Source organism: Achromobacter sp. 1011811831, from assembly GCF_059760905.1.
This window is the reverse complement of sequence record NZ_JCBANG010000003.1, coordinates 75,404-99,589: the sequence shown is the minus strand read 5'-3', so window position 1 is coordinate 99,589 and position 24,186 is coordinate 75,404. Positions and strand designations below refer to the sequence as shown.

24 protein-coding genes are annotated in these 24,186 nt (G+C 68.1%); 6 read left to right on the top strand and 18 right to left on the bottom strand.

Annotation, left to right across the window (positions count from 1 at the left end):
* Positions 1-45 precede the first annotated feature (45 nt).
* Positions 46-1,119, top strand: a complete 1,074-nt coding sequence (locus tag AC6LJ9_RS02245) for an alkene reductase (RefSeq protein ID WP_498146290.1) — start codon at positions 46-48, stop codon at positions 1,117-1,119.
* A gap of 130 nt (positions 1,120-1,249) precedes the next feature.
* Here AC6LJ9_RS02245 and AC6LJ9_RS02240 read toward each other — a convergent pair whose 3' ends face one another.
* The 12 genes from AC6LJ9_RS02240 to AC6LJ9_RS02185 form a co-directional block, all read right to left on the bottom strand.
* Complete coding sequence (locus AC6LJ9_RS02240; RefSeq protein ID WP_103273437.1) at positions 1,250-2,632, bottom strand: replicative DNA helicase; 1,383 nt, start codon at positions 2,630-2,632, stop codon at positions 1,250-1,252.
* The gene (locus tag AC6LJ9_RS02235; protein WP_498146289.1) at positions 2,629-3,468 is read right to left on the bottom strand and encodes an RIO1 family regulatory kinase/ATPase domain-containing protein; all 840 of its coding nucleotides are present in this window, start codon (positions 3,466-3,468) and stop codon (positions 2,629-2,631) included. Before AC6LJ9_RS02235 ends, AC6LJ9_RS02240 begins: the two co-directional genes overlap by 4 nt.
* Before the next feature lie 151 nt (positions 3,469-3,619).
* Positions 3,620-4,072, bottom strand: coding sequence for a 50S ribosomal protein L9 (gene rplI, locus AC6LJ9_RS02230; RefSeq protein ID WP_212313235.1), 453 nt, complete (start codon positions 4,070-4,072; stop codon positions 3,620-3,622).
* Between the two features lie 15 nt (positions 4,073-4,087).
* Positions 4,088-4,360, bottom strand: coding sequence for a 30S ribosomal protein S18 (gene rpsR, locus AC6LJ9_RS02225; protein WP_006218308.1), 273 nt, complete (start codon positions 4,358-4,360; stop codon positions 4,088-4,090).
* 95 nt (positions 4,361-4,455) lie between these two features.
* Positions 4,456-4,779: a primosomal replication protein N gene (priB, locus tag AC6LJ9_RS02220; RefSeq protein ID WP_498146288.1), complete on the bottom strand. Its 324-nt coding sequence runs from the start codon at positions 4,777-4,779 to the stop codon at positions 4,456-4,458.
* 49 nt (positions 4,780-4,828) lie between these two features.
* A complete protein-coding gene (gene rpsF / locus AC6LJ9_RS02215; protein WP_063952835.1) occupies positions 4,829-5,203 on the bottom strand; it encodes a 30S ribosomal protein S6 in 375 nt (124 codons plus the stop codon).
* Between the two features lie 182 nt (positions 5,204-5,385).
* Positions 5,386-6,318, bottom strand: coding sequence for a DUF817 domain-containing protein (locus AC6LJ9_RS02210; protein WP_498146287.1), 933 nt, complete (start codon positions 6,316-6,318; stop codon positions 5,386-5,388).
* Between the two features lie 7 nt (positions 6,319-6,325).
* Positions 6,326-7,123 carry a GTP cyclohydrolase FolE2 gene (gene folE2 / locus AC6LJ9_RS02205; RefSeq protein ID WP_212313229.1) on the bottom strand — a complete coding sequence of 266 codons (798 nt, stop codon included), beginning with the start codon at positions 7,121-7,123 and terminating at the stop codon, positions 6,326-6,328.
* A gap of 172 nt (positions 7,124-7,295) precedes the next feature.
* Complete coding sequence (gene dxs / locus AC6LJ9_RS02200; RefSeq protein WP_498146286.1) at positions 7,296-9,158, bottom strand: 1-deoxy-D-xylulose-5-phosphate synthase; 1,863 nt, start codon at positions 9,156-9,158, stop codon at positions 7,296-7,298.
* A 66-nt stretch (positions 9,159-9,224) separates the two neighbouring features.
* The gene (locus AC6LJ9_RS02195) at positions 9,225-10,136 is read right to left on the bottom strand and encodes a polyprenyl synthetase family protein (protein ID WP_498146285.1); all 912 of its coding nucleotides are present in this window, start codon (positions 10,134-10,136) and stop codon (positions 9,225-9,227) included.
* A 7-nt stretch (positions 10,137-10,143) separates the two neighbouring features.
* Positions 10,144-10,410, bottom strand: coding sequence for an exodeoxyribonuclease VII small subunit (locus AC6LJ9_RS02190; protein ID WP_103273429.1), 267 nt, complete (start codon positions 10,408-10,410; stop codon positions 10,144-10,146).
* A 111-nt stretch (positions 10,411-10,521) separates the two neighbouring features.
* On the bottom strand, positions 10,522-11,373 hold the full coding sequence (locus AC6LJ9_RS02185; RefSeq protein ID WP_498146284.1) for an IclR family transcriptional regulator: 852 nt from the start codon (positions 11,371-11,373) through the stop codon (positions 10,522-10,524).
* Positions 11,374-11,565: 192 nt separating this feature from the next.
* Here AC6LJ9_RS02185 and AC6LJ9_RS02180 point away from each other — a divergent pair, with 192 nt between their 5' ends.
* From AC6LJ9_RS02180 to AC6LJ9_RS02170, 3 genes are all read left to right on the top strand, one after another.
* Positions 11,566-12,534, top strand: a complete 969-nt coding sequence (locus tag AC6LJ9_RS02180; RefSeq protein WP_212313225.1) for a Bug family tripartite tricarboxylate transporter substrate binding protein — start codon at positions 11,566-11,568, stop codon at positions 12,532-12,534.
* A gap of 132 nt (positions 12,535-12,666) precedes the next feature.
* Positions 12,667-13,677: an acyltransferase gene (locus tag AC6LJ9_RS02175; RefSeq protein WP_498146283.1), complete on the top strand. Its 1,011-nt coding sequence runs from the start codon at positions 12,667-12,669 to the stop codon at positions 13,675-13,677.
* Between the two features lie 374 nt (positions 13,678-14,051).
* The gene (locus AC6LJ9_RS02170) at positions 14,052-15,197 is read left to right on the top strand and encodes an aromatic ring-hydroxylating oxygenase subunit alpha (protein WP_103273425.1); all 1,146 of its coding nucleotides are present in this window, start codon (positions 14,052-14,054) and stop codon (positions 15,195-15,197) included.
* Between the two features lie 129 nt (positions 15,198-15,326).
* Here AC6LJ9_RS02170 and AC6LJ9_RS02165 read toward each other — a convergent pair whose 3' ends face one another.
* The 5 genes from AC6LJ9_RS02165 to AC6LJ9_RS02145 form a co-directional block, all read right to left on the bottom strand.
* Positions 15,327-16,454: a TIGR03364 family FAD-dependent oxidoreductase gene (locus AC6LJ9_RS02165; protein WP_498146282.1), complete on the bottom strand. Its 1,128-nt coding sequence runs from the start codon at positions 16,452-16,454 to the stop codon at positions 15,327-15,329.
* A gap of 169 nt (positions 16,455-16,623) precedes the next feature.
* The gene (locus AC6LJ9_RS02160; protein WP_498146281.1) at positions 16,624-17,646 is read right to left on the bottom strand and encodes a putative 2-aminoethylphosphonate ABC transporter substrate-binding protein; all 1,023 of its coding nucleotides are present in this window, start codon (positions 17,644-17,646) and stop codon (positions 16,624-16,626) included.
* 115 nt (positions 17,647-17,761) lie between these two features.
* Positions 17,762-18,583, bottom strand: coding sequence for a phosphonoacetaldehyde hydrolase (phnX, locus tag AC6LJ9_RS02155; protein ID WP_498146280.1), 822 nt, complete (start codon positions 18,581-18,583; stop codon positions 17,762-17,764).
* Positions 18,584-18,612: 29 nt separating this feature from the next.
* Positions 18,613-20,415 carry a putative 2-aminoethylphosphonate ABC transporter permease subunit gene (locus AC6LJ9_RS02150; RefSeq protein WP_498146279.1) on the bottom strand — a complete coding sequence of 601 codons (1,803 nt, stop codon included), beginning with the start codon at positions 20,413-20,415 and terminating at the stop codon, positions 18,613-18,615.
* Positions 20,393-21,538 carry a putative 2-aminoethylphosphonate ABC transporter ATP-binding protein gene (locus tag AC6LJ9_RS02145; RefSeq protein WP_498146278.1) on the bottom strand — a complete coding sequence of 382 codons (1,146 nt, stop codon included), beginning with the start codon at positions 21,536-21,538 and terminating at the stop codon, positions 20,393-20,395. Before AC6LJ9_RS02145 ends, AC6LJ9_RS02150 begins: the two co-directional genes overlap by 23 nt.
* A 149-nt stretch (positions 21,539-21,687) precedes the next feature.
* Here AC6LJ9_RS02145 and AC6LJ9_RS02140 point away from each other — a divergent pair, with 149 nt between their 5' ends.
* Both AC6LJ9_RS02140 and AC6LJ9_RS02135 read left to right on the top strand, forming a co-directional pair.
* The gene (locus AC6LJ9_RS02140) at positions 21,688-22,551 is read left to right on the top strand and encodes a LysR family transcriptional regulator (protein ID WP_212313216.1); all 864 of its coding nucleotides are present in this window, start codon (positions 21,688-21,690) and stop codon (positions 22,549-22,551) included.
* A gap of 47 nt (positions 22,552-22,598) precedes the next feature.
* Entirely contained in the window at positions 22,599-23,168 is a 570-nt protein-coding gene (locus AC6LJ9_RS02135; RefSeq protein ID WP_103273420.1) for a phosphonate degradation HD-domain oxygenase, read from the top strand.
* A 122-nt stretch (positions 23,169-23,290) separates the two neighbouring features.
* Here AC6LJ9_RS02135 and AC6LJ9_RS02130 read toward each other — a convergent pair whose 3' ends face one another.
* Entirely contained in the window at positions 23,291-24,148 is an 858-nt protein-coding gene (locus tag AC6LJ9_RS02130) for a sulfurtransferase (RefSeq protein ID WP_498146277.1), read from the bottom strand.
* Positions 24,149-24,186: the final 38 nt, after the last annotated feature.

Below are 24,186 nucleotides of genomic sequence, written 5' to 3'. Positions count from 1 at the left end.
ATCAGGCCAAGCCGCTACTCACTTGGCAACCATGAGGATTTCATCATGAGCACATTGTTCGATTCCATTCAGGTCGGTCGCTATCGCCTGGCAAACCGCCTGGTCATGGCGCCGATGACCCGCTCCCGCGCCCAGTTCGACGGAACGCCGGGCGCGCTCTCGGCGACCTACTACGCGCAGCGGGCCAGCGTGGGCCTGATCATCACCGAAGGCACGCAGCCTTCGGCCGACGGCCAGGGCTATCTGGCCACGCCCGGCATCTACACCGACGCGCATGTCGCGGGCTGGCAAGACACGGCGGACGCCGTGCACGCCGAGGGCGGCCGCATTTTCATCCAGCTCATGCATGTCGGCCGCATGTCGCATCCGGAAAACACGCCGCACCAGCGCCAAGGCGTTGCGCCATCGGCCATCGCTCCCGGCACGGACATGTACACCGCCAAGGGCATGCAGGCCATTCCGGCGCCGCGCGCGCTGACCGTCCCGGAAATCCGCCAGACAGTCGCCGACTTCGCCCTGGCCGCGCGCCGCGCCGTTGAAGCGGGCGCGGACGGCATTGAAATCCACGGCGCGAACGCCTATCTGGTCCAGCAATTCCTTGCGCCCAGCGCCAACAGCCGCGCCGACGCATACGGCGGCGCCATCGCCAACCGCGCCCGCTTCGCCATCGAGGTCGCCCAGGCGGTCGCCGCCGAGATCGGCGCCGACCGCACGGCCATCCGCCTGTCGCCCGGCAACACGATGTGGGGAATCGACGAAGGCCCCGAAGGACCGGACCTGTACCGATACCTGGTCGGCGAGCTGGACAAGTTGGGGCTGGCCTACCTGCACATCATGCATCTGGGCAACGATCCCCTGCTCGCTGATCTGCGCAGGCTCTGGAAGAACGCGCTGATCGTCAATCGCCCGGGCCGGCCGCGCGATCAGGTGGGCGCGGATGTCGCGTCCGGCGTGGCCGATCTGGAAGCCTACGGCACGATGGTCCTGGCCAACCCTGATTTTGTCGAGCGGATCAAGACCAATGCGCCGCTGAACGCGCCGCGCCAGGAAGGCTTCTATGGCGGCGCGGCCCAGTTCTACACCGACTATCCGACGCTGACGGAAAACCAGCCGGCCTGATGGCGGCAAGCGCAAGTCGCGGCAGCGCGCCCGCGCTGCCCGCGACAACCTGGCGGTCGCCATCCGCCAACAAAAAACCACGCCGCGGCGTGGTTTTTTGTTCAGGTGAGCAGGCGCTGACGCAACGCGCTCAGTACATATCCTTCGGCTGCGCGCCGGAGAAGTTCAGGAAGCGCGTGCTCGAGCCCTGGAAGGTCAGGCGCACGGTGCCGATGGGACCGTTACGCTGCTTGCCGATGATGATCTCGGCCGTGCCCTTGTCCGGCGAATCGGGGTTGTAGACCTCGTCGCGATAGATGAACAGGATCACGTCGGCATCCTGTTCGATGGCGCCCGATTCGCGCAGGTCGCTCATCACGGGACGCTTGTTAGGGCGTTGTTCCAGGCTGCGGTTCAGCTGCGACAGCGCGATCAGCGGGCAGTTCAGCTCCTTGGCCAGGCCCTTGAGCGAACGGCTGATTTCCGACACTTCGGTGGCCCGGTTCTCGCCCGAGCCATTGCCCGACATCAGCTGCAGGTAGTCGATGATGATCAGGCCGAGCTGGCCGCACTGGCGCGCCAGGCGTCGCGCGCGGGCGCGCACTTCCATGGGGCTGAGCGCGGGCGATTCGTCGATGTAGACCTGTGCGTCCTGCATCAGCTGCACCGCGTGGGTCACGCGCGGCCAGTCCTCGGCGATCAGCTTGCCGGTACGCATGCGGTGCTGGTCCAGCAGGCCGACCGAACCCAGCATGCGCATGGCCAGCTGCACCGCGCCCATTTCCATGGAGAACACGGCCACGGGCAGGCCCTGCTCGATGGCGACGTGCTCGCCGATGTTCATCGAGAACGAGGTCTTGCCCATCGAGGGACGGCCCGCGACGATGATCAGGTCGCCGCCCTGCATGCCGGACGTCATCTTGTCCAGGTCGGTGAAGCCCGTGGGCACGCCGGTCACGTCGGAACTGCCTTCGCGGTGATAGAGCTCGTCGATGCGCTCGACCACCTGCGTCAGCAGCGGCTGGATTTCCTGGAAACCGGCCGCGCCGCGCGCGCCTTCCTGCGCGATCTGGAAGACCTTGGATTCGGCTTCGTCCAGCAGCTGGCGCGCTTCCTTGCCCTGCGGGTTCATGGCCGCCGACGAGATCTCGTCGGCGATCGACACCAGCTTGCGCAGCATGGCGCGCTCGCGCACGATCTCGCCATAGCGGCGGATGTTCGCGGCCGACGGCGTGTTGTGCGCCAGGGCGTTCAGGTAGGCCAGCCCGCCCGCGTCCTCGGCCTTGCCGGCGCTGACCAGCGACTCGTTCACCGTGATCACGTCGGCCGGACGGGCCAGGCCGATCAGGCGCGCGATGTGATGCCAGATGAGGCGGTGGTCGTGGCGGTAGAAGTCTTCCTCGATCAGGACGTCGGCGATGCGGTCCCAGGCGCTGTTGTCCAGCAACAGGCCGCCCAGCACCGACTGCTCCGCCTCGATCGAATGGGGAGGAACGCGCAGGTATTCGAGCTGGGAATCGGCAGGATTGGTCATGGCTTCAAAAGTAAAGGCTGCAAGATATCCGCGACGCGGAAAAAGCCCTGCACGTCGCGCGACGGCAGCCGGCCCAGCAGGGGGCGCAGCGGCGCGGCGATGACGCGCAGCACGCGCGCCAGCCGCGCCAGGCATTTTTTGACTTCGGCGTCGGGGTGATGCTCGAAATAGACGTCCAGCGCCAGTTTACCCAGCGTCCGGCCCACGTCATCGGGCAGCGTGCGCAGCGACGTGATCGAGGCCAGCATCTGGAACAGATCATAAGCCTGGGTCAGCGGACGCGACAGCGCCGAACCGATGTTCTCTTCGAAATCGATGCGCCACAGCTCGCCCTCGCGCAGCGTGATGTTGCGGATCTGCGCGCCGCCGTGCCACAGCCCGCGCGCGTGGAAGGCCGCCAGGTCCGCCGCGGCGGCCCGGGCCAGCCACAGGCGCGTGGTGGAATCCTCGTTGCGGATCAGGTCCGCCAGGTCTTCGCCCACGTACTCCAGCACCAGCAGGCCGCGCTCCTGCCACCAGACTTCCGGCACACGGCAGCCGGCCTGCAGTAGCGCCGACAGCCGCTCTGCCTCGTGCTCCAGGCCGTTCCGAAGCACCACGCCGGGGCGGGGAAATTCGCCCAGGAACAGCTTGCAGCCCAGGCCCAGGAACAGGGCGCGCGTGTAGCGCAGCGCGTACGACAGGCCGCCGCCCAGGCTGGGCCGGCGCCGCTTGATGACACAGCGCACGCCGTCTATGGCCACTTCCCGCACCGAGGGTTCGCGCGACGCGTCCACGCTGTCTAGCCAGGCGCGCAGGCCGGGCGGCGCGTTGTGGTGAACGGGCGGCTGTGTCAATGGATCCTCGAAGTGCAACGGCGGGAAGAAAGGCCTGGGCGCGCATGCGGCGAGCGGGCGAAGCCCGACAGGCTACACGCTTTGGCAAAATTGCGAACAGAAAAAAAGCCGGCGCGCGGGCCGGCTTTTTTTCAGCGAAGCCGTCCTGGAATCAGGACAGGTCGCCTTCGATCAGCACGGTCACGTCGGACACGACGTCGGCGTGCAGAGCGATCTGGACCGGATACTCGCCGATGGCCTTGAGGTGGCCATTGGGCAGGCGGACCTGGATCTTCTCGACCGCGAAGTCAGCCTTCTTCAGGCCTTCGGCGATGTCAGCGTTGGTCACGGAACCGAACAGACGGCCGTCGACGCCAGCCTTCTGGACGATCTTCAGCTGGTAGCCGTTCAGGCGCTCGCCCAGGGCTTGGGCAGCGGCCAGCTTCTCGGCTTGCAGCTTTTCCAGCTCGGCGCGGCGGGCTTCGAATTCCTTCAGGGCGGCGTCGGTGGCACGACGGGCCTTCTTCTGGGGGATCAGGAAGTTGCGGGCATAGCCGTCGCGCACGCGCACGACTTCGCCCAGGTTACCCAGGTTGACGACTTTTTCGAGCAGAATGACTTGCATTTTCAGTGCCCCGGATTAGTTGTGGTTGTCGGTGTAAGGCAACAGGGCCAGGAAGCGCGCGCGCTTGATGGCGGTGTCCAGCTGGCGCTGGTAGATAGCCTTGGTGCCGGTCAGACGAGCCGGGATGATCTTGCCGTTTTCTTGCACGAAGTCGCGCAGGGTGTCCAGATCCTTGTAATCGATCTCTTCGACGCCGGCGGCGGTGAAGCGGCAGAACTTGCGACGCTTGAACAGCGGGTTCTGCTGCGTGAACTTGCGTTTTTCCTTGCGTTTTCCGAAGAAAGCCATGATGTGTACCTCTATGTTTGAGGGGCCTGGCCATGCCGTCGGCCCCATAACCTATCCGTTTATCAGAAGGCGCTATGCGCCCCGTTCCTGTCCCGTCATGCCACCAGCGGATCGTGCCCTGCACTGCCGCCGGTCTTGCGCGCCTGCTGCAAATGCAGCTTGACCTTCACCGAGTCCTTGCGGGCCGGGGCCAGAAAGCCCACTACCTGCAGTTCGGTGCCCAGCGCGATGCCCTTGAGCATCAGTGCCAGGTCGCCCAGCGCAACGGCCTGAAGCGTGAGTTCGACGCGGCGCGGAAGGCCAGCCTCGATCACTTCGGACTCGTGCGCCAGCAGCAATTCCAGCGCGGGCAATCCAGCGGGAGTGTGGCGCAAAGGCTCGCATTCGAGAACGCGGGCGCTGAGTTCCAGTCTGTTCATCCTGCCGGTGCCTGTCGGACTTGCGCGGGTGCGGTCGCGCTAGCCCTGCTTACTCAGCCTGGGCGGCAGCGGCTTCAGCCGACGCCTTGCGGGCTTCCTCGCGCTCGACCGACTTCATCATGATCGAGGGGGTGGTCTGGGCCTTCTTGGTCTTGATGACCAGGTGGCGCAGCACGGCGTCGTTGTAGCGGAACGAGTGCTCCAGCTCATCCAGCGTGGCTTGGCCGCACTCGATGTTCAGGCAGACGTAGTGAGCCTTGACGAGCTTCTGGATCGGGTAGGCCAGTTGACGGCGGCCCCAGTCTTCCAGGCGGTGGATCGAGCCGCCTTGGCCCGTGACCAGCGCTTGGTAACGCTCGACCATGGCGGGCACTTGCTCGCTTTGGTCGGGGTGAACGATAAACACCACTTCGTAGTGACGCATGAGTAAAACTCCTTGAGGATGTCCTGCTCGCCTGGCCTCGCCATTCAGCACGCTTTTCAACGCGCCTGAAAGTGAAACGCCAAGCTTGCAAGGGGCAGCCCGCTGCTCAAAAAACATGAGCGGTCGAGCAAGAAAGCTCTCGATTATCGCCTATTGGCCTGTCAGACGCAAGCCAGGCGGCCTTAAGAAATAAGGGACGCGCCAGATCCGCCCGATTCCCCGCCCTCGCGCGGCATTTCGGCAACAGGGGCGGCCGAGATGTCCTCGGGGCGGTTCACCACGCTGACCATCACGTAGCTGATGATCATCAGCAGGAACCAGGAGCCCAGCTTGGCGATGGACACCATTTCCCAGCCGCCGGACTGATTGGGATAGCGCCAGGCATTGGCGAAGGTGCCGATGTTCTCGGCGAACCAGATGAACAGCGCCACCAGCACGAAACCCAGCAGCAGCGGCATGCGGCGGTATTCGCGCCAGATGCGGAAATAGACCCAGGCGCGGCCGAACAGCAGCGCGGTCAGCGCGAACAGCAGCAGGCGGAAGTCGGCGATGAAGTGGTGCGCGAAGAAATTCACGTAGATCAGCACCGACAGCGCCAGCGTGGCCGCCAGCGGCGGATGGGCGCGGAAGCGGAAATCGAACAGCCGCCAGACCCGCGCCAGGTAGCTGCCCACCGCCGCGTACATGAAGCCGGTGAACAGCGGCACGCCGCCGATGCGCAGCAGATTGGCCTCGGGATAGATCCAGGAGCCGGCCGAGGTCTTGAAGATCTCCATGACGGTGCCGACCGCATGGAACATCAGGATCACCTTGGCCTCGGCCCAGGTCTCCATGCGCAACAGCAACAGCGCGGCCTGGATGCCCAGCGCGGCCAGCGTCAGGAAGTCGTAACGCGCCAGCAGCGCGTCCTTGGGGTACCACCAGTGCGTGCCCAGCAGCAGCGCGCACATCAGGCCGCCGAACAGGCAGGCCCAGGCCTGCTTCGCGCCGAAGCGGAAGAATTCGTAGAGCGCGACGCCAAAACGGCCGCGGCCGGCCAGTTTCCCGGCCAGCCGCGCTTCCCATTGCTGCAATCCTGCGATGAGCGGCCAGTCGGAGGCCGCCGGATGCGTCATGGAGGAATCAGCCTTCGACCACGGCGTAGGCCGAGTGGTTGTGGATGGATTCGAAGTTCTCGGCCTCGACGCGGTAGCGGGCGATGCCGGGGTGCGCGTTCAGGCGGGCGGCCACGTCGCGCACCAGGTCCTCGACGAACTTGGGATTGTCGTAGGCGCGCTCGGTGACGTACTTCTCGTCCGGACGCTTGAGCAGGCCCCACAGCTCGCAGGAGCCTTCGTCCTCGATCAGGCGGATGACGCCATCCATGCTGATGTCCGAACCCAGGATGGCCGAGACCGTGACGTGCGAGCGCTGGTTGTGCGCGCCGTATTCGGAGATGGCCTTCGAGCACGGACAGAGGCTGGTGACCGGCACCTGCACGATCAGTTCGAATTCAACACTGTCGCCCTGGGCCCGCGCGATCCACTGCACTTCGTAGTCCAGCAGGCTCTGCACGCCCGAGATGGGGGCGGACTTGTTGATGAAGTACGGGAAGGCCGCGGTGATGTCGCCGCGTTCGGCGTGCAGCAGCGGCAGCATGTCGGCCGCCATCTGGCGGAACAGCCTGGGCGTCATGGGCGTGCTGCGGTACTTTTCCAGCAGCGCCACGAAGCGCGACATGTGGGTGCCCTTCTCCTCGGGCGGCAGGGCGACCGTGAGGGTCCAGTTGGCCACGGTGCCCTGGGGCGAACCGTCGGCGCTTTCGACCAGCATGGGGTGGCGCACGCCGCGGATGCCGACGCGCTGGATCGGGATGTGACGCGTGTCCGTGGAGCTCTGGACATCGGGCATCACGATGGCGGGATCAATCGGAGAATTCATTTCGGCTTACCTGTCTGGGAGGCGGGGCGGCGCTGCCGTGCCCGGCCCAGGAGTCTTTTGGAAGGGAGCCATTATCGCCCATACACCGGCAAGCGCCCGGGAAAACCCTTCTCTTTATAGGTTGGCGGGGCCGGAACAGACTGTTCCAGCCGGCCGCACAACCTCCCCAGCCTCAGCCCAGCAGGCTGGAAAACCGGGTGCGGATCGACTGCTCGATGCCGGAAGCGTCCAGGCCGACGCCGGCCAGCAAGGCGGCTTGTTCGCCGTGGTCGATGAACTCGTCGGGCAGGCCCAGCTGCAACACCGGGATCTGCACGCCGGCCGCGCTCAGCACTTCCAGCACGGCGCTGCCGGCGCCGCCCATGATGCAGGCCTCTTCCAGCGTGACCAGGGCGTCGTGGCGGCTGGCCAGATCCAGGATCAGCTCGCGGTCGATCGGCTTGACGAAGCGCATGTCGGCCACCGTGGCGTCCAGCGCCTCGGCCGCGGCCTGCCCGGCCGGCAGCAGCGTGCCGAAGCCCAGGATGGCGATCTTGCGGCCCTCGCGGCGCACCACGCCGCGGCCCAGCTCGACCGTCTCCAGGCCAGGCGCCTCGGCGGCGCCACGGCCGGCGCCGCGCGGATAGCGCACCGAGGCCGGGCCGGGATGCTGATAACAGGTGGACAGCAGCAGCCGCGCCTCGGCCTCGTCGGACGGCGTGGCCACCACCATGTTGGGAATGCAGCGCAGGAAGGCGATGTCGTAGTTGCCCGCGTGGGTGGCGCCGTCGGCGCCCACCAGGCCGGCGCGGTCCAGCGCGAAGGTGACGTCCAGGTTCTGCAGCGCCACGTCGTGGATCAGCTGGTCGTAGCCGCGCTGCAGGAAGGTGGAATAGATGGCGACCACCGGCTTCTGGCCCTCGCAGGCGATGCCGGCGGCGAAGGTCACGGCGTGCTGCTCGGCGATGCCCACGTCGAAATAGCGCTGCGGGAAACGCTGCTCGAACTCGACCAGGCCGCTGCCCTCGCGCATGGCGGGCGTGATCGCGACCAGGCGCGAATCGGCCTCGGCCGTGTCGCACAGCCACTGGCCGAAGACCTGGGTGAAGCCGCGCTTGCCCGGACCCTTGGCCTGCAGGATGCCGACGGCCGGATCGAACTTGCCCGGGCCGTGATACAGCACCGGATCGGCCTCGGCCAGCTTGTAGCCGTGGCCTTTCTTGGTGACGACGTGCAGGAACTGCAGGCCTTGCAGCGCCTTCAGGTTCTGCAGCGTGGGCACCAGCGCGTCCAGGTCATGGCCGTCGATCGGACCCACGTAGTTGAAGCCGAATTCCTCGAACAGCGTGGCCGGCGTGACCATGCCCTTGGCGTGTTCCTCGAAGCGGCGCGCCAGCTCCAGCACCGGCGGCACGTGCTGCAGCACGGCGCGGCCGACGTTCTTGGCGGCGGCGTAGAAGCGGCCCGACATCAGCCGCGCCAGGTAGCGGTTCAGCGCCCCCACCGGCGGCGAGATCGACATGTCGTTGTCGTTCAGGATCACCAGCAGGTTGATGTTGGGCGTGACGCCGGCGTTGTTCATGGCCTCGAACGCCATGCCGGCGGACATCGCGCCGTCGCCGATCACGGCGATGTGCTGGCGCTGCACGCCGGCGTTGCGCGAGGCCACCGCCATGCCCAGCGCGGCCGAGATCGAGGTGGACGAGTGCGCGGTGCCGAAGGCGTCGTATTCCGATTCGCTGCGCTTGGGAAAGCCGGAGATGCCGCCCAGCTGGCGCAGCTTGGCCATGCCGGCGCGGCGGCCGGTCAGGATCTTGTGCGGGTAGGACTGGTGGCCCACGTCCCAGACGATGCGGTCATGCGGCGTGTCGAACACCTGATGCAGGGCCAGCGTCAGTTCCACCGTGCCCAGGTTGGACGACAGGTGCCCGCCGGTCTTGGAGACCGATTCCAGCACGAACCCGCGCAGCTCCTCGGCCAGCCGTTTCAGCTCGCGGCGGTCCAGGCGCCTGAGGTCGGCCGGGGATTGGATGCTGTCCAGAAGTTCTGTCGTCATGCCTGTCGTCATGCTGTTGTTGCGGTTCGTTGCCCCGGTCTGCAGCCAGGCCGGGCATGTCAGGGATCAGCGATCCCGAAGTACGATGAAATCGGCCAGCTGGGCCAGGCGCAAGCCCGCGTCGCCCAGCGGTTCCAGCGCCGCCAGCGCGGTCGAGCGCAGCTCCTCGGCGAAGGCGCGCGCCTCGTCCAGGCCCAGCAGGGATACGTAGGTGGGCTTGTTCTCGGCGGCGTCCTTGCCCGGCGTCTTGCCCAGGCTGGCGCTGTCCGCCGTCACGTCCAGGATGTCGTCCACCACCTGGAAGGCCAGACCCATGGCCTGCGCGTACACGTCCAGCGCCTGGCGCGAGGCCGAGCTGGCGCCGGCCACGATGCCGCCCAGCGCCACGCTGCAGGCCAGCATCGCGCCGGTCTTCATGCTGTGCATGGTCTGCAGTTCGTCGCGCGACAGCGCGCGGCCGACGCTGAACAGGTCGATGGCCTGGCCGCCGGCCATGCCCTGGCTGCCGGCGGCGCGCGCCAGCGACTGCGTGGCCTGCACGATCAGCGCGGGCGCGATCGGCATCGACGCCAGCAATTCAAACGCCAGCGGCTGCAGGGCGTCGCCGGCCAGCATGGCGGTGGCTTCGTCGAACTGCACATGGGCGGTGGGACGGCCGCGGCGCAGCGTGTCGTCGTCCATGCAGGGCAGGTCGTCGTGCACCAGCGAATAGGCGTGGATCAGTTCCACGGCCGCGGCCGCGCGGTCCAGCGAGGCCTCGATGGCGAGCACGCTGCCGCTGACGGGGCAGGCCTGGCCGGCCGCGTAGACCATCGCCGCGCGCACGCGCTTGCCGCCGCCCAGCGTGGCGTAGCGCATGGCTTCGTGCAGGCGCGCGGGCAGCGCGTCGGCCGGGGGCAGCAGGTCGTCCAGGACGTCTTCGACGTGGCGGACACGGCCCTGCAGCCATTCCGGAAATGCGAGTTGAGTCTGCTTCATCCGAGTCTTATTCGTCGTCCAGCGCCGCCGGATCCAGCGGGCGCAGCAAGTCGCCCTCCAGCACCTTCACCTGCTGCTCGGCCTGCGCCAGGCGGTCCTGACAGACGCGTGTGAGTTCGACGCCGCGGCGGTAGGCCGCCAGCGACTGCTCCAGCGGCAGCGAGCCGTCTTCCATGGCCGCGACCAGCGACTCCAGCTCGGCCAGCGCCGTTTCGAAATCCTGGGGCAAGGGGCGGTCGTCGACCTGCGGATCGGCTTGTGAAGGTTTGGCCAAAAGGGCCTCCGGGAACGCAATCGGGTGGATCAATCCGTGGATTGTACGAGATACCCACCGCCGGCCGCAGCGCTTGCGGGCCGGCCCCGCGCGGCGACGGCCGCGCGCGCCTCAGGCGCCGCCGGCCAGCCCTTCCACGGCATCGGCCAGCGATTGCGCGACGCGCCCGCGCAGCTCGGCCTCGCTGAGCAGGCTGGCGGGACCGCCACAGCTCATCACGAACACGCCCTCGCCCGTGAGCGAGGCGAACGGCACCGCCACCGCGTTGATGTCCGACTGCCATTCGCCGATGGCGAAACAGCAGCCTGTCTCGCGCAGCTCGGCGCGCGCGCGGCAGATGACGGCATCGTCGGGGGCGGCCTCGCCCATGCGCGCCGCGAGCGCCGCGCACTCGTCTTCCGGCAGGCTGGCCAGGTAGGCACGCCCCATGGCGCTGTCCAGGCTGGCGCGGTAGCCCACCGGCAGGCGCAGGTACAGCGCGGACGAGCCATGGACGGCCTCGACATAGGTCATGGCGTCGCCATCGAAGGCGCCCAGCGCCACGGCGCCGCCAGTCTGGCGGGCCAGCTGGGTCATCGACGCCTTGGCCAGTTCGCGCACCTCGAGCCCGGCCAGCAGGCCATAGCCCAGCGCCAGCACGCCATAGCCCGGCGAGTACTTGCCGGTGTCCGGGTGATAGCGCAGATAGCCCAGCTCGGTCAGCGTGTAGGTGATGCGGCTGATGGTGGGCTTGGGCAGGCCTGTGAGGCGGGCCAGGTCCAGGTTGCCCAGCGCGTTCACGCCGTGGCGGAAGCAGCGCAGCACGTCCAGCCCGCGCGCCAGCGCGGTGATGAAGTCCGGCGAGGCCCCGCCCTCGCCCGTCGCGGCCGCGCGCTTGCGCCGCGCGGGCTGGCTGAGCGCGAGCTTCTCGTCGGGCTTGGACGCGGGATGGGGGATGCGCTTGCGGTCAGAAAAGGATTGCATTTTCGTGCGCTTCGTTTTTATAGTTTATTTCGAATAACAAAACATAATTCCGTTATTCGAAATTCAGTAAGCGAAATTTAGTACGGCGCGAGAGATCTGGCAAGCCATCCGCAACGCCCCAGCACATGGCGCGTCCGGTCGCCGGCCCGGCCTCGCCGCCAGGATCCGTCCGACTGACCTCATGGGGAAAACATGATTCGCACTGGCATCAAACTGCTCGCCGCCGCCCTGCTCGGCGCGGCCGCGCTGAGCGCGCAGGCCGACACCTATCCGTCTCGTCCGATCAAGGTGGTCTCGCCGTTCCCGGCGGGCGGCGCCACCGATGTGCTGACCCGGGTGCTGGCCGAACGCATGGCCAAGGACCTGGGCCAGCCCATGATCGTCGAGAACAAGGCCGGCGCCGGCACCTCCATCGGCGCGGCCTTCGTGTCGCGCGAGGCGCCGGACGGCTACACCATATTGATGGCGACCAACTCCACACTGGTCACCAACCGCTACCTGTACAAGGAACTGCCCTACGACCCGGACGGCTTCGCGCCGATCGGCATGGTCGGCGTCGGCCCGCTGGTGCTGCTGTCCAGCCCCAAGCGGCCCTTCGCCAGCACCAGGGACCTGGTCGACTACGCCAAGCAGAACCCGGGCAAGCTGACCTTCGCCACCTTCGGCCCCGGCACCTCGTCGCACCTGGCCGGCGAGCTGTTCAAGCAGCGCGCCGGCATCGACATCCTGCACGTGCCGTTCAAGGGCGCGACCCAGGCGCTGCCCGCGCTGATCAGCGGCGACGTGGACCTGTTCTTCGACATGGTCGCCACCGGCATGCCGCAGGCCACGGCCGGCAAGGTCAAGGTCTTCGCCATCACCAGCCCCGGGCGACTGGCGACCGAGCCTGCCCTGCCCACGCTGGCCGAACAGGGCTACCAGGGCTTCGACATGACGGCCTGGTTCAGCTTCGTGGCGCCGCGCGGCACGCCCGAGCCGGTGCTGGAACGGCTGCGCAAGGCGCTGGCGGACGCGCTGGCCGACGATGCCGTCAAGCAGCGCCTGCTGGGCATGGGCATCGATCCGCGCTCGGGCACGCCCGCCGAGCTGCAGGCCCAGATCCGCAACGAGCAGCCCATCGTCTCGCAGCTCATCAAGCAGGCCGGCGTCGCCCTGCAATAGGAACACCCTGACGCGCGGGCTAACGCCTCGATACAGCACGCGCGCGCCGCCGGCTGCTAGGGTGTAGGCAGGCTGCGGCCCGCGCCGCGGCCCCGCGAGCGGACGCCTTTCCCGGTCCGCGCAAGGAGCCCGATGCCCGAATCCGACGATCGATACGCCCGCCTGGACGCTGCCCGCTGGCTGGCCGCCGTGGCCGTGGTGATGCTGCATGGCGCCGCGACCGTGGTCAGCGACCCGGCCGCCTACGGCAGCGGCGCCTGGCTGGCGGCCAACTTGTACGACTCGGCGGCCCGCTGGTGCGTGCCGGTGTTCGTGATGATCAGCGGCGCCCTGCTGCTGGACCCGGAACGGCCGCAGGACGCGCGCCGCTTCTACAGCCGCCGCATGGCGCGGATCTGCGCGCCGCTGCTGTTCTGGACGCTGTTCTACCTGCTCTGGCGCACGGCGCTGGACTGGTTCGACGACGGCAGGCTGGACCTGTCCTTCTGGCCGCGCAAGCTGGCCCAGGGCGAGCCCTACTATCACCTGTGGTACCTGTACATGATCGTGGGCCTGTACCTGTTCGCGCCGCTGGTGCGCACGCTGGCGGCGCGCAGCTCACGCCAGGCCCGCGCCCTGTGGGTCGTGGGCATCCTCGGCCTGGCGATCCTGGACGCGCTGTACCGCCGCGCGCTGGACGCCCCGCCGGGCTTCTTCCTGACCTGGTTCCTGCCCTATCTGGGGTATTTCGTCGCCGGGCGCATGATCCACGCGGGCGAGCTGCGCATCCCCCGACCCGGCCTGATGCTGGCGGCCAGCGTGGCGGCCACGGCCCTGGGCGTCTACCTGCTGTCGAGCTCGCGAACGCTCAACACCTATTTCTACGATTATTTCAGCCTGACCGTGCCGTTCATGTCGCTGGCCGCGTTCCAGCTGATCGTGGACGCGCCACGCCTGCCCCGGCTCGCGCGGCTGGCGCCGCTGACCTTCGGCATCTACCTGATCCATCCGGCGTTCCTGGACCTGGCGCAGCGCGCGGGCCTGCTGCGCGGCGGCCACGGCACGGCCTGGACGCTGCCCTTGCTGACCGCGGCCGTGTTCGCCCTGTCGGCCGCGAGCAGCTGGCTGTTGCGGCGTCATCCCGCGACCCGCAGGCTGGTCTGAAAGGCGTAGATCGAATGAACCGGCGCCCGCCCCCAGGCGCCCAGGACGAGCCCGTTTGCGCCCGGTCAAGCGCAACCCCGCCTCGCCCCGCCAAGTCCCTCCTGTCATCATGGGCGCGGGAAAAAGGGTTGGGGTACAATTCACGCCTTATTTGATCGGCCAGACACCGATTTTTCTTCGCGCCAGAACGGGCACATAGCGGACCCTGATAGCGGAAACATCGGCGGTAAGCGTCGGCAGCAACGACGGCATCCGCCGCTTCCCCGGAACCTCAGGGGAACCCGCGAGGCCCGGGGCGATCCCAAGGTGGGATACGGCCAGGGCTGCAGGCAAAGCTCAGCCCGCCTGGCTTTTTTACCCGAGCGGAGGGAATCATGACCGACATCGGTCGGATGGCACATGTCGTGCCAGCTCGCACCCAGCTACCCGTCAGCGCGTATTTTGACGAAGCCCTCTTTGCCCGCGAGCAAGAACTCATTTTCAAGCAATCCTCGCAGTACGTCGGCCACCAGAAGCTGGTGCCCGAAGTGGGGGATTGGCGTACCTTGGTCCAGGAAAACGGAGGGCGTGTGCTGGTTCGCAACCAGCAAGGCGTCGATCTCATCTCAAATGTCTGCCGCCACCGTCAGGCGCTGATGCTTGGCGGAGAAACCGGCAACGTGGCCGGCAACTGCAATACGCACGGCAGCCTGAAGGCCACCGGGGGCAACATCGTCTGCCCCCTGCACCGCTGGACCTACAACAACCAGGGCGAGCTGCTGGGCGCGCCGCAGTTCGACACCACGCCCTGCATGAACCTGCAGAAGTTCCGCCTGCGCGATTGCCACGGCCTGCTGTTCGAAGGCCCGCGCGATCCCGCCTCGGACATGGCGCCGCTGTTTGCGCGGCCGGAGTTCGACTTTGGCGACTACGTGCTGGACCACGTGGAAGTGCACCAGTGCAACTACAACTGGAAGACCTTCATCGAGGTCTATCTGGAGGACTACCACGTCGGCCCGTTCCATCCGGGCCTGGGCCGCTTCGTCACCTGCGACGACCTGACCTGGGAGTTCAACGACTGGTACAGCCTGCAGAAGGTCGGCGTGCACAACGCGCTGGCCCAGCCGGGTTCCGAGGTGTACAAGCAGTGGCATGACCGGCTGCTGTCGTTCCGCGAGGGCGACGCGCCCGATTTCGGCGCGGTCTGGGTCACGTATTTCCCGACCCACATGATCGAGCTGTATCCGCACGTCCTGGTGCTGTCCACGCTGTACCCGAAGAGCCCGCAGGAAACGGTGAACGTGGTCGAGTTCTACTACCCCGAGGAAATCGCCGCCTTCGAGCGCGAATTCGTCGAGGCGCAGCGCGCGGCCTACATGGAAACGGCGATCGAGGACGACGAGATCGCCGAACGCATGGACGCCGGCCGCAAGGCCCTGATGCTGCGCGGCGTGAACGAGACCGGCCCGTACCAGTCGCCCATGGAAGACGGCATGCAGCACTTCCACGAATGGTACCGGCGCACCATGGGAGAGCCCTGAAGCCCGCCCCCAAGCCTGCTTCCGAGCCGCCTCACGCACAAGGGCCTCGCGGATATCCGCGAGGCCCTTGTCTTTTCCGGCCCGGTTTTCAGCCCGAATTGCAGCCCGTTTTACAGCCCGCAGCCGGCATCAGCGTCCGGTGACGCCAGCGACCGTGCGCTCGCCGATCGCCAGGCCCACCGTCATGCCCACGCCCGAATGCATCACGGCGACCGTGGTCGCGTCGTCCACCGGCATGACCGAGAACGGCGCCGGGCCGTGCGCGCCGTACACGCCCTGCCAGCGCTCGACCACGCGCAGCCGCGCGCCCAGCGCCTGCGAAGCCAGGTCCAGCATGGCGTTGTCGACCGCCTCGTCGTTGAACGGCGGCGCGTCCTGGCCGTACTGGTGCGAATCGCCGATGATCAGCTCGCCGTAGGGCGTGGGGCTGACCAGCAGGTGGATGCCGTTGTCCAGCAGCATGGGCGTGCGGGCCTGGATCACCTCGCGCAGCGCCTGCGCGGACGGCAGGTCCGAGAACGCGCCGTAATGCACGCAGGACAGGCCCGTCAACAGCGGCCGGTCCAGCGCGAACGGCGCCGACTCGAAGGCCGCGCGCAGCATCTGCAGGCGCGTGACCTCCAGGTTCAGCGGCGCGAAGCGTTCCGGCAGCAGCGTCAGGTAATCATGGCCGGGGCAGACGAACACGTGGTTGCCGCGGAACTCGCCGGCGCTGGTCGCCACCACGCCCTGCTCCACCGCGCGCGCCAGTGTGCCGGTGATGAAGGTCACGCCTAGCGATTCCGCCAGATAGCGCGTGATCGCGGGCAACGCCTCGCGCGAATAGATCTGCAGGTCGTCCAGGCCGCGCAGCGCGGCGCAGTGATGCGCCAGGCGGCCGTCGTACAGGCCGGCGACCTCGCGGCCCGACAGCAGCTCGGCGCGATAGCCTTCCTGTTGCAGGCGGATGTCGGCGAATTCCTGCAGCACGTCGGCTTCGTCGGTATTGCGCGCCAGCACCAGGGCGCCGTTGGCGCGCACATGGAAACCCGCCTTGGCGGCCAGGTCCAGCCACAGCTCGCGCGCCTGCTGCGCATGCGACAGCATCATGCCGGGCGCCTGGCCGGTCACGATGACCTGGCCGAAATTGCGGATCGTGGCGCCGTGCGCCTGACGGCTGCGCTCGATCACGGCCACCGACAGGCCGCGCTTGGCGGCCGCCCAGGCGTGCGCGATGCCAAGCATGCCCGCGCCCACCACGATTACGTCAAAATTCATGAGAGGATCCCCCCCGAAGCGCTACGCGCTTCCCCCCAGGGGGCGCCGCGACGGACCGGCAAAGCCGGCTCCGTGCGGCCCCACGGGCAATGCCTATTGCAAGCATCGGGGATGGCGCGTGCGCACTATCGGAAGTTGAAAAGCGAGGTTGAATAAAAAAGCGGCCTGCTTACTTCTTCTTCGGCTCGGACTTGCCGTCGTAGCGGCGGGTCCACTCGGCGATGATGCGATCGCGGTTGGTGGCGGCCCAGGTGAAGTCGTTCTTGATCATGCGCTTGGTCAGATCGGCCGGCAGGTTCGGGTTGGACGTGGCGATCGACGGGATGGCCAGCACGGCGAAGTTGGCCTTGTACAGCTCGTTGGCCTCGCGGCTGGCGGAGAAGTCGGCCAGCTTGCGGGCGGCTTCCAGGTTCTTGGTGCCCTTGACGATGGCGGTGGCTTCGACTTCCCAGCCCAGGCCTTCCGACGGGAACACGGCTTCGACCGGCGCGCCGTCGGCCTTCAGCTTGGCGGCGCGGTAGTCGAACGAGACGCCGATCGGGAACTCGCCCGAGGCGGCCAGGTTGCAAGGCTTGGAGCCCGAGTGCGTGTACGAGCCGATGTTCTTGTGCAGGGCGTCCATGTAGGCCCAGCCCTTCTCTTCGCCGAAGATCTGCAGCCAGGCGCTGACGTCCAGGAAGCCGGTGCCCGACGAGGCCGGGTTCGGCATGACGATCTTGCCGGCGTACACGGGCTTGGTCAGGTCCTGCCACGACGTGGGCTTGGGCAGCTTCTGCTTTTCGGCCTCGACGGTGTTGAAGCAGATGGCGGCGGCGAAGCCGTCCATGCCGACCCAGGTGGGCTCGGCCTTGGCGTCACGCATGTTGGCGGCGATCTGGTCCAGGCCCTTGGGGGCGTAGGGCTGCAGCATGCCTTCCTTGTCCATCAGGCCCAGCGAGGTGCCGGCCAGGCCCCAGATGGCGTCGGCCTTGGGGTTGTTCTTCTCGGCCAGCAGCTTGGCGGTGATGATGCCGGTGGAATCGCGCACCCACTGGATCTTGATGTCGGGATTGGCCTTCTCGAACGCGGCCTGGTAGGCCTTGATCTGGTCGGCTTCCAGCGCGGTGTAGACCGTCAGCGTGGTCTCGGCGGAGGCGGCGCCCATCACGCCCAACAGGGCGGCGGCCAGGGCAAGCAGCTTGTAGCGATTCATGTGTGTACTCCGTGGATGAGCGGAAAAAAGACTGATGAAGGTCACGCGGCTGGCCGGATGGCCGCCGCGCAGGTCGTGCGAAAACGTCGCAGGGAAAAAAATGGTGGCGGGCAGCTCAGGGACGCTGGCCCGCCGCCAGCCGGCGTTCGATGTCGGAGATCACGGCCGGCAGGTCGGCCACCGTGTCGATCAGGTAATGCGGCGCGGCGCCGGACAGCTCGGCGTCGGCCTTAACGCGGGCGGCATCGCGGCCGGCCTCGTCCAGGCTCAGGTATTCCTCCAGCGTCAGGCCGGCGGCGTTGCCGGACAGCAGCAGGCCCACCGTCCACATGCCGGCGCGGCGGCCTTCCTCGATGCCGGGGGCGGTGTCGTCGACCTTGACGCAGGCGGCCACGTCGGACAGGCCCAGTTCGATCACGTTCTTCAGCGCCATGGCCGGCGCGGGGCGCGCGCGCGGCACCTCGTCGCTGGCGACGATGCATTCGGGTTCCAGCCCCTCGGTGGCGGCGCGCTCGATCACACGGCGCATCACGCTGGCCGGGTAGCCCGAGCAAGAGCCGATCTTCAGGCCGCGCTGGCGCAGCGCGCGCAGCTGTTCCGCGGCGCCGGGAATCGCGGCCGAGTACTGCGCCACTTTTTCCAGCTGCATGGGCAGGAAGCGTTCGTAGATGGCGGTGACGTCGTCATCGGTCGGCAGGCGGCCGAAGCGCGCCTCGTACTGGGACGCGATGACGGGCAGGTCGCACAGCGTGCGGATGTGGTCCCACTTGCCCATGCCCATGGGGCCGCGGGCCACTTCCAGCGACATCTCCACGCCGAACTGCGCGAAGGCATCGACGAACACCTTGGTGGGCGCGAAGGAACCGAAGTCGACCAGCGTGCCGGCCCAGTCGAAGATCACCGCCTCCAGGCGGACAGGCAGGGTTTTGGCAGTCATGTAGTCATCCTTGTCTTGAATCGTTGCGGTCAGGCGGAGGCCGGGCGGCGCCAGGCCTGCGTGCGCGCCAGCATGGCGCGACTGGCCAGGTGCAGCACCAGCGAGGCGACCGCCGAACTGGCCATGATCACGGCGCACATGGCGGCGGCCGGGCCGATGAAGCCGGCGTCGTCCATGTTCAGCACCGCCACCGCGGCCAGCACGGTCTTGGGGCTGTACAGGAACACCACGGCGGACACCGTCGTCATGGCGGACACGAACAGGTAGCGGGCCACGTCCAGCGCCGCGGGCAGGCACATCGGCAGCGTGACGCGCAGGAACGTGGTCAGGCGCGGCACCTTGAGCGAGGCCGAGGCGGCCTCGAACTCCGGATCCAGCGCGTTGAGCGCCGTGGTCGCGGTCAGGTGGGCACTGGTGTAGAAGTGCACGATGGTGCACAGGATCAGCAGCGGCATGGTGCCGTACAGCAGGTTCAGCGGATTGGACGGGCTGTTGAAGAAGAAGATGTAGCCCAGGCCCAGCACCAGCCCCGGCACCGCCATGGGCATCAGCGCCAGCATGCCGGCCAGGCCGCGCAAGCTGCGGGCGGTGGCGCCGCGCGCCGGCACCTTTTCCATCATCCAGGCGCCGCTGAACACCGCCGCCGTGCCCAGCAGGGCCGTGCAGAACGCCAGCTCCAGGCTGTTGCGCCAGGCCAGCCAGCCGCCGCCGTCCATGTTGTCGAAGTCGTAGGAACGCAGCGACATGGACAGGTTGTACGGCCACATCTTCACGAACGAGGCCCACACGGCCACGCCCACGATCAGCAGGATCAGCGCCGCCATGACGCAGGCCAGCGCCAGGAAGGCCGCGTCGCGCCGGCGATTCGGGCCCGCCGCGTAGGGCTGGGCGCGGCCGCTCATCTGGGCGCCCTGACGGGCGCGCAGGCGGCGGTCCAGCACGAAGGTCAGCACGGCGGGCAGCAGCAGCATCAGGCCGATGGCCGCGCCCTTGGAGAAGTTCTGCTGGCCGACCACCGCCTTGTAGGCCTCCATGGCCAGCACGTTGTAATCGCCGCCCACCACCTTGGGCACGCCGAAGTCGGTGACGGTCAGCGTGAACACCACGCAGCAGGCCGAGAACACGGCATAGCGCGTGCCGGGCAGGGTCACGGTCATGAAGGTGCGCCAGTGTCCGGCGCCCATGGCGCGGGCGGCGTCGTAGAGCCGGCCGTCGGCCAGGGCCAGGCCGGTCAGGAGGATCATCAGCGCGTGCGGGAAGGTATAGAACGCCTCGCCGACCACGATGCCCCAGAAGCCATAGATGGTGGCGCCGCCGGTCAGGCCCTTGAGCAGGCCCTGGTTGCCCAGCAGGTACACCAGCGCGATGCCGGGCAGCAGCGACGGTGCCAGCAGCGGCAGCAGCGCCGTGATGCGCAAGAGGCCCTTGCCGGGCAGGCGCGTGCGCGTCAGGCCGTAGGCGAAGGCATAGGCGACGGGCACCACCAGCAGCGTGGTGACCAGGCCCACGGCCAGGCTGCGCCCGACCATGGCGAGAAAGCCGTCGCCGGCGATGATGCCGGTCATCACGGACAGCCCGACCCAGGCGTCGTCGCCGTCGGTCACGGACTTGATCAGGATGGCCAGCAGCGGCAGCGCCAGGAACAGCGCCAGCCCCAGCACCAGCGCGCCCTGCCCCAGGCCCAGGCCGGCGGAGCCGACCCAGCGCGGCAGCGGGCGGCGGCCCAGCGCGGCAAACGAGGCGACGGGCGTCACGGGTGGCTGGCTCACGGCGGCGGGCGCGGCGTCGGCGTCGGGCGCGGAACCCGCGTCAAGCGTAGGCGCGAATCGCATGGCGCGGCAGCTCCACCCAGCAGCGGCTGGCAGCGTGAGGGCCCAGCAGGGCGTCTCCGGTTTCGGGGGACACGATGGAATGCACGGTGGCGCCGGGCACGCCTTCCAGGCGCAAGGCCAGGCGGTAGCCTCGGCCCAGGAACACGCCGTCGAGCACGTCGGCCAGCATGGCGTTGGGCTGTACCGGCCGCACGGCGCTGACGCGCACGGCCTCGGGGCGCACGAACAGGCGGCCGGACGCGGCGTCCAGCGCCTCGTCCACGGCCAGTTCCTGGCGGCCCACGCGGGCGCGGTGCGCATCGATGCGCTCGAACGGCAGCCAGTTGGCCTCGCCCACGAAGTCGGCGATGAAGGCCGAGCCGGGCTGGCGGTAGAGTTCGCGCGGCGTGCCGAACTGCTCGATGACGCCGCCGTTCATGACGGCGATGCGGTCGGCCATGACCATGGCCTCTTCCTGATCATGCGTGACCATCAGCGTGGTGATGGACAGGCGCTTCTGCAGCGCGCGCAGCTCGATGCGCAGGTGCTCGCGCACCCGCGCATCCAGCGCCGACATGGGTTCGTCCAGCAGCAGCAGGGACGGCGACGGCGCCAGCGCGCGCGCCAGGGCCACGCGCTGCTGCTGGCCGCCGGAAATCTGTCCCGGATATTTGTTGGCGGCGCCGGCCAGGCCCACCAGCGTCAGCATTTCCTCGACCCGGCCCGCCACGTGCTTGCGGTGCGCGCGCTTGCCGCTCAGTCCGTAGGCGACGTTCTGCGCCACGGTCAGGTTGGGAAACAGGGCGTAGGACTGGAACAGGATGCCGTAGTCGCGCTCCTGCGGCTCGGCATGGGAGATGTCACGACCGGACAGCGTGATGACGCCGCTGTCCTGGCGCTCCAGCCCGGCGATGGCGCGCAGCAGCGTGGTCTTGCCGCAGCCCGAGGGGCCCAGCAGGCAGACCAGCTCGCCGGCCCGGATATCCAGCGACACATCGGCCAATGCGGTGTGGGCGCCGAAGCGCTTGACCAGGTTGCGTACCGTCAGGAAGCCGCCACGCGCGCCGGGCTGGCCGCTGCGCGCCGAGGGCGGCGTTTCCGGGGACGCTGCCGCCGAAATAGAGTCGCTGTCGTGTTGGGGCATGACGCCTCCGGTATGGGAACAGCGGCAGTATGGGAGCGGCGTATTGTGCGTTTATGACACTTCGCGCAAATGCAGTAATAAAAACATCAAATTATTTTGGTGTACTGGCGATCCTGCGAAATCCGCGTCACTCCCCCCTCGCCTGTACCGTGCTCGTCGCCGAACTCAAATCCTTCTATGCCGTGGCCCGCTGCGGAACCGTCACCAAGGCCGCCGCTCAGCTGGGCGTCAGCCAGCCCACGGTGACGGGCCAGCTGCGCCAGCTCGAATCGCGCTACGGCGTCGAGCTGTTCCATCGGCAAGGGCGCGGCATGCGGCTGTCGGACGCCGGCCACAGCCTGATGCCGATGGTCGAGAAGCTGGTGCAGCAGGAAACCGAGATCGATTTCCGGCTGCGCGACGCCAGCGACCTGCGCGAAGGCAACCTTCGGGTCGGCGCCACCGGGCCGTTCTACATCATGGACACGGTGCGCCGGTACAACCAGCGCTATCCGGGCATCGACCTGACGCTGGTCATCGGCAACTCGCAGAGCATGCTGCAGGCGCTGCACGACTATCAGATCGAGATTGCCACGTCCTCGTTTCTGATGGATGACAAGCATTTGTACCGGCGCCTGATCGCCGCCGATCCCATCCGCGTGGTCACGCATCGCGACCACCCGCTGGCGCGGCGCGGCCGCGTGTCGCTGTCCGACCTGTCCGAACACGCGCTGCTGCTGCGCGAGCCCGGCTCGATGACGCGCCAGCTCACCGAGCAAGCGCTGCAACAGGCCGGCGTCAGCGTGCGCCGCACGCTGGAGATCGGCAGCCGCGAGTCGATCCGGCAGGCCATCCTGTGCGACCTGGGGATCAGCCTGATCCCCTCGCGCGAAATCCCTTCCCATCCGGACCTGGCCGCGCTCGACATCGAGGGCGCCGAGATCGTGATGCACGAATACCTGTACTGCCTGCGCGAGCGCCAACCGGTGCAGCTGATCGCGCGCTTTCTGGAGATGGCGCCTGCCGCCGGCTGAGCCCGGCCGCCGAGCGCTTCCCCCTTGCGGCCACTCAGGAGACAACCATGGCCTTGACCTTGCAAGACATCGAGCAGCTGTTCCTTGAACGCGGACACCGCTCCTACGACGGCGAGTCCGTCAGCCACCTGCGCCACGCGCTGCAGACCGCCGCGCTGGCCGAGCGCCACCATGCCGGCCCCGAACTGATCACCGCCTGCCTGCTGCACGACCTGGGCCATCTGATCGCAGACCGGCCCGGCACGCCCACGCTGCGCGGCCTGGACGACAAGCACCAGTATTTCGTGCTGCCCTTCCTGCGCGGCCTGTTCGGCCCGGGCGTGCTGGAGCCGATCCGGCTGCACGTCGAGGCCAAGCGCTATCTCTGCTATCTGGAACCCCACTATGAAGCGTCGCTCTCGGAGGACTCGAAGCGCAGCCTGGCGCTGCAGGGGGGCAGCTTCGATGCGGGCCAGGCGCTGGATTTCGCCAGCCTGCCGGGCGCGCCGGATGCGATTCGGCTGAGGCGCTGGGACGACATGGCCAAGGTGCCCGGGCTGATCACGCCCTCGCTGGAGCACTACCTGGAGATCGCCGAGAGCGTGTCGACGCGGGCGAAGCTGGCGGCGATCCACTAGGATCACTCCCGTCCCTGATCGGCGTCGGCGCTCTCCAAGACCGGCCGGACGCAACAAAAAAGCCAGGGCATCGCCCTGGCTTTTCTCTTTCGAGCCGGCCGGCCAAGGCCGGCGCCCTGCCCTCAGGCCGCGGCGCCCGTGGCCACCGGACGCGACGCGTCGCTGCACCACTCGCTCCACGAACCCGGATACAGGCGGGAACCGGACAGGCCGGCGATTTCCATGGACAGCAGGTTGTGGCAGGCGGTGATGCCCGAGCCGCACTGGTGCACGATGGCGGCCGGATCGCGGCCCGCCAGCAGCGCCGTGAACTCGGCGCGCAGCTGCTCCGGCGCCTTGAAGCGGCCGTCGGTCTGCAGGTTCTCGCCGTTGGGACGGTTCAGCGCGCCCGGGATGTGGCCGGCCACCGGATCCATGGGCTCGACCTCGCCGCGATAGCGGTTGGCGGCGCGCGCGTCGACCACGGTGAAGGCGGGCTGGGCGATGTTGGCCAGCACCGTGGCGGCGTCCACCGTCGCGGCCAGCGAGGCGCCCGGCTCGACGGGCTGGCCCGGCCGCACCGCCACGCCCGGCTCGGTCGAAACGGGCAGGCCGGCCGCGGTCCAGGCCTGCCAGCCGCCGTCGAGCACCGCAACGCGCTCATGGCCCAGCCAGCGCAGCATCCACCACAGATGGGCGGCGTACATGCCGCCGCTGGCGTCATACGCCACCACCAGGGTTTGCGGCGTGACGCCATGGGCGGCCATCAGCGCGCCGAATTCCGCGCGCGACGGCAGCGGGTGGCGACCGTTCCTGCCCGTGCGCGGGGCGGCCAGCTCGGTCTCGTGGTCCAGGTAGCGGGCGCCGGCGATATGGCCTGCCCCATAGGCCTGGCGGCCGGCGGCGTGGTTCATCAGGTCGTGGCGCACGTCGAACACGCGCAGGTCGGCGCCACCCAGGCGCTCGGCCAGTTCGGCGGCGGAAATCAGGGTCATCGTCATCGGTCGGACTCCTCTAGCTGAATTCGGATGGACGGCCG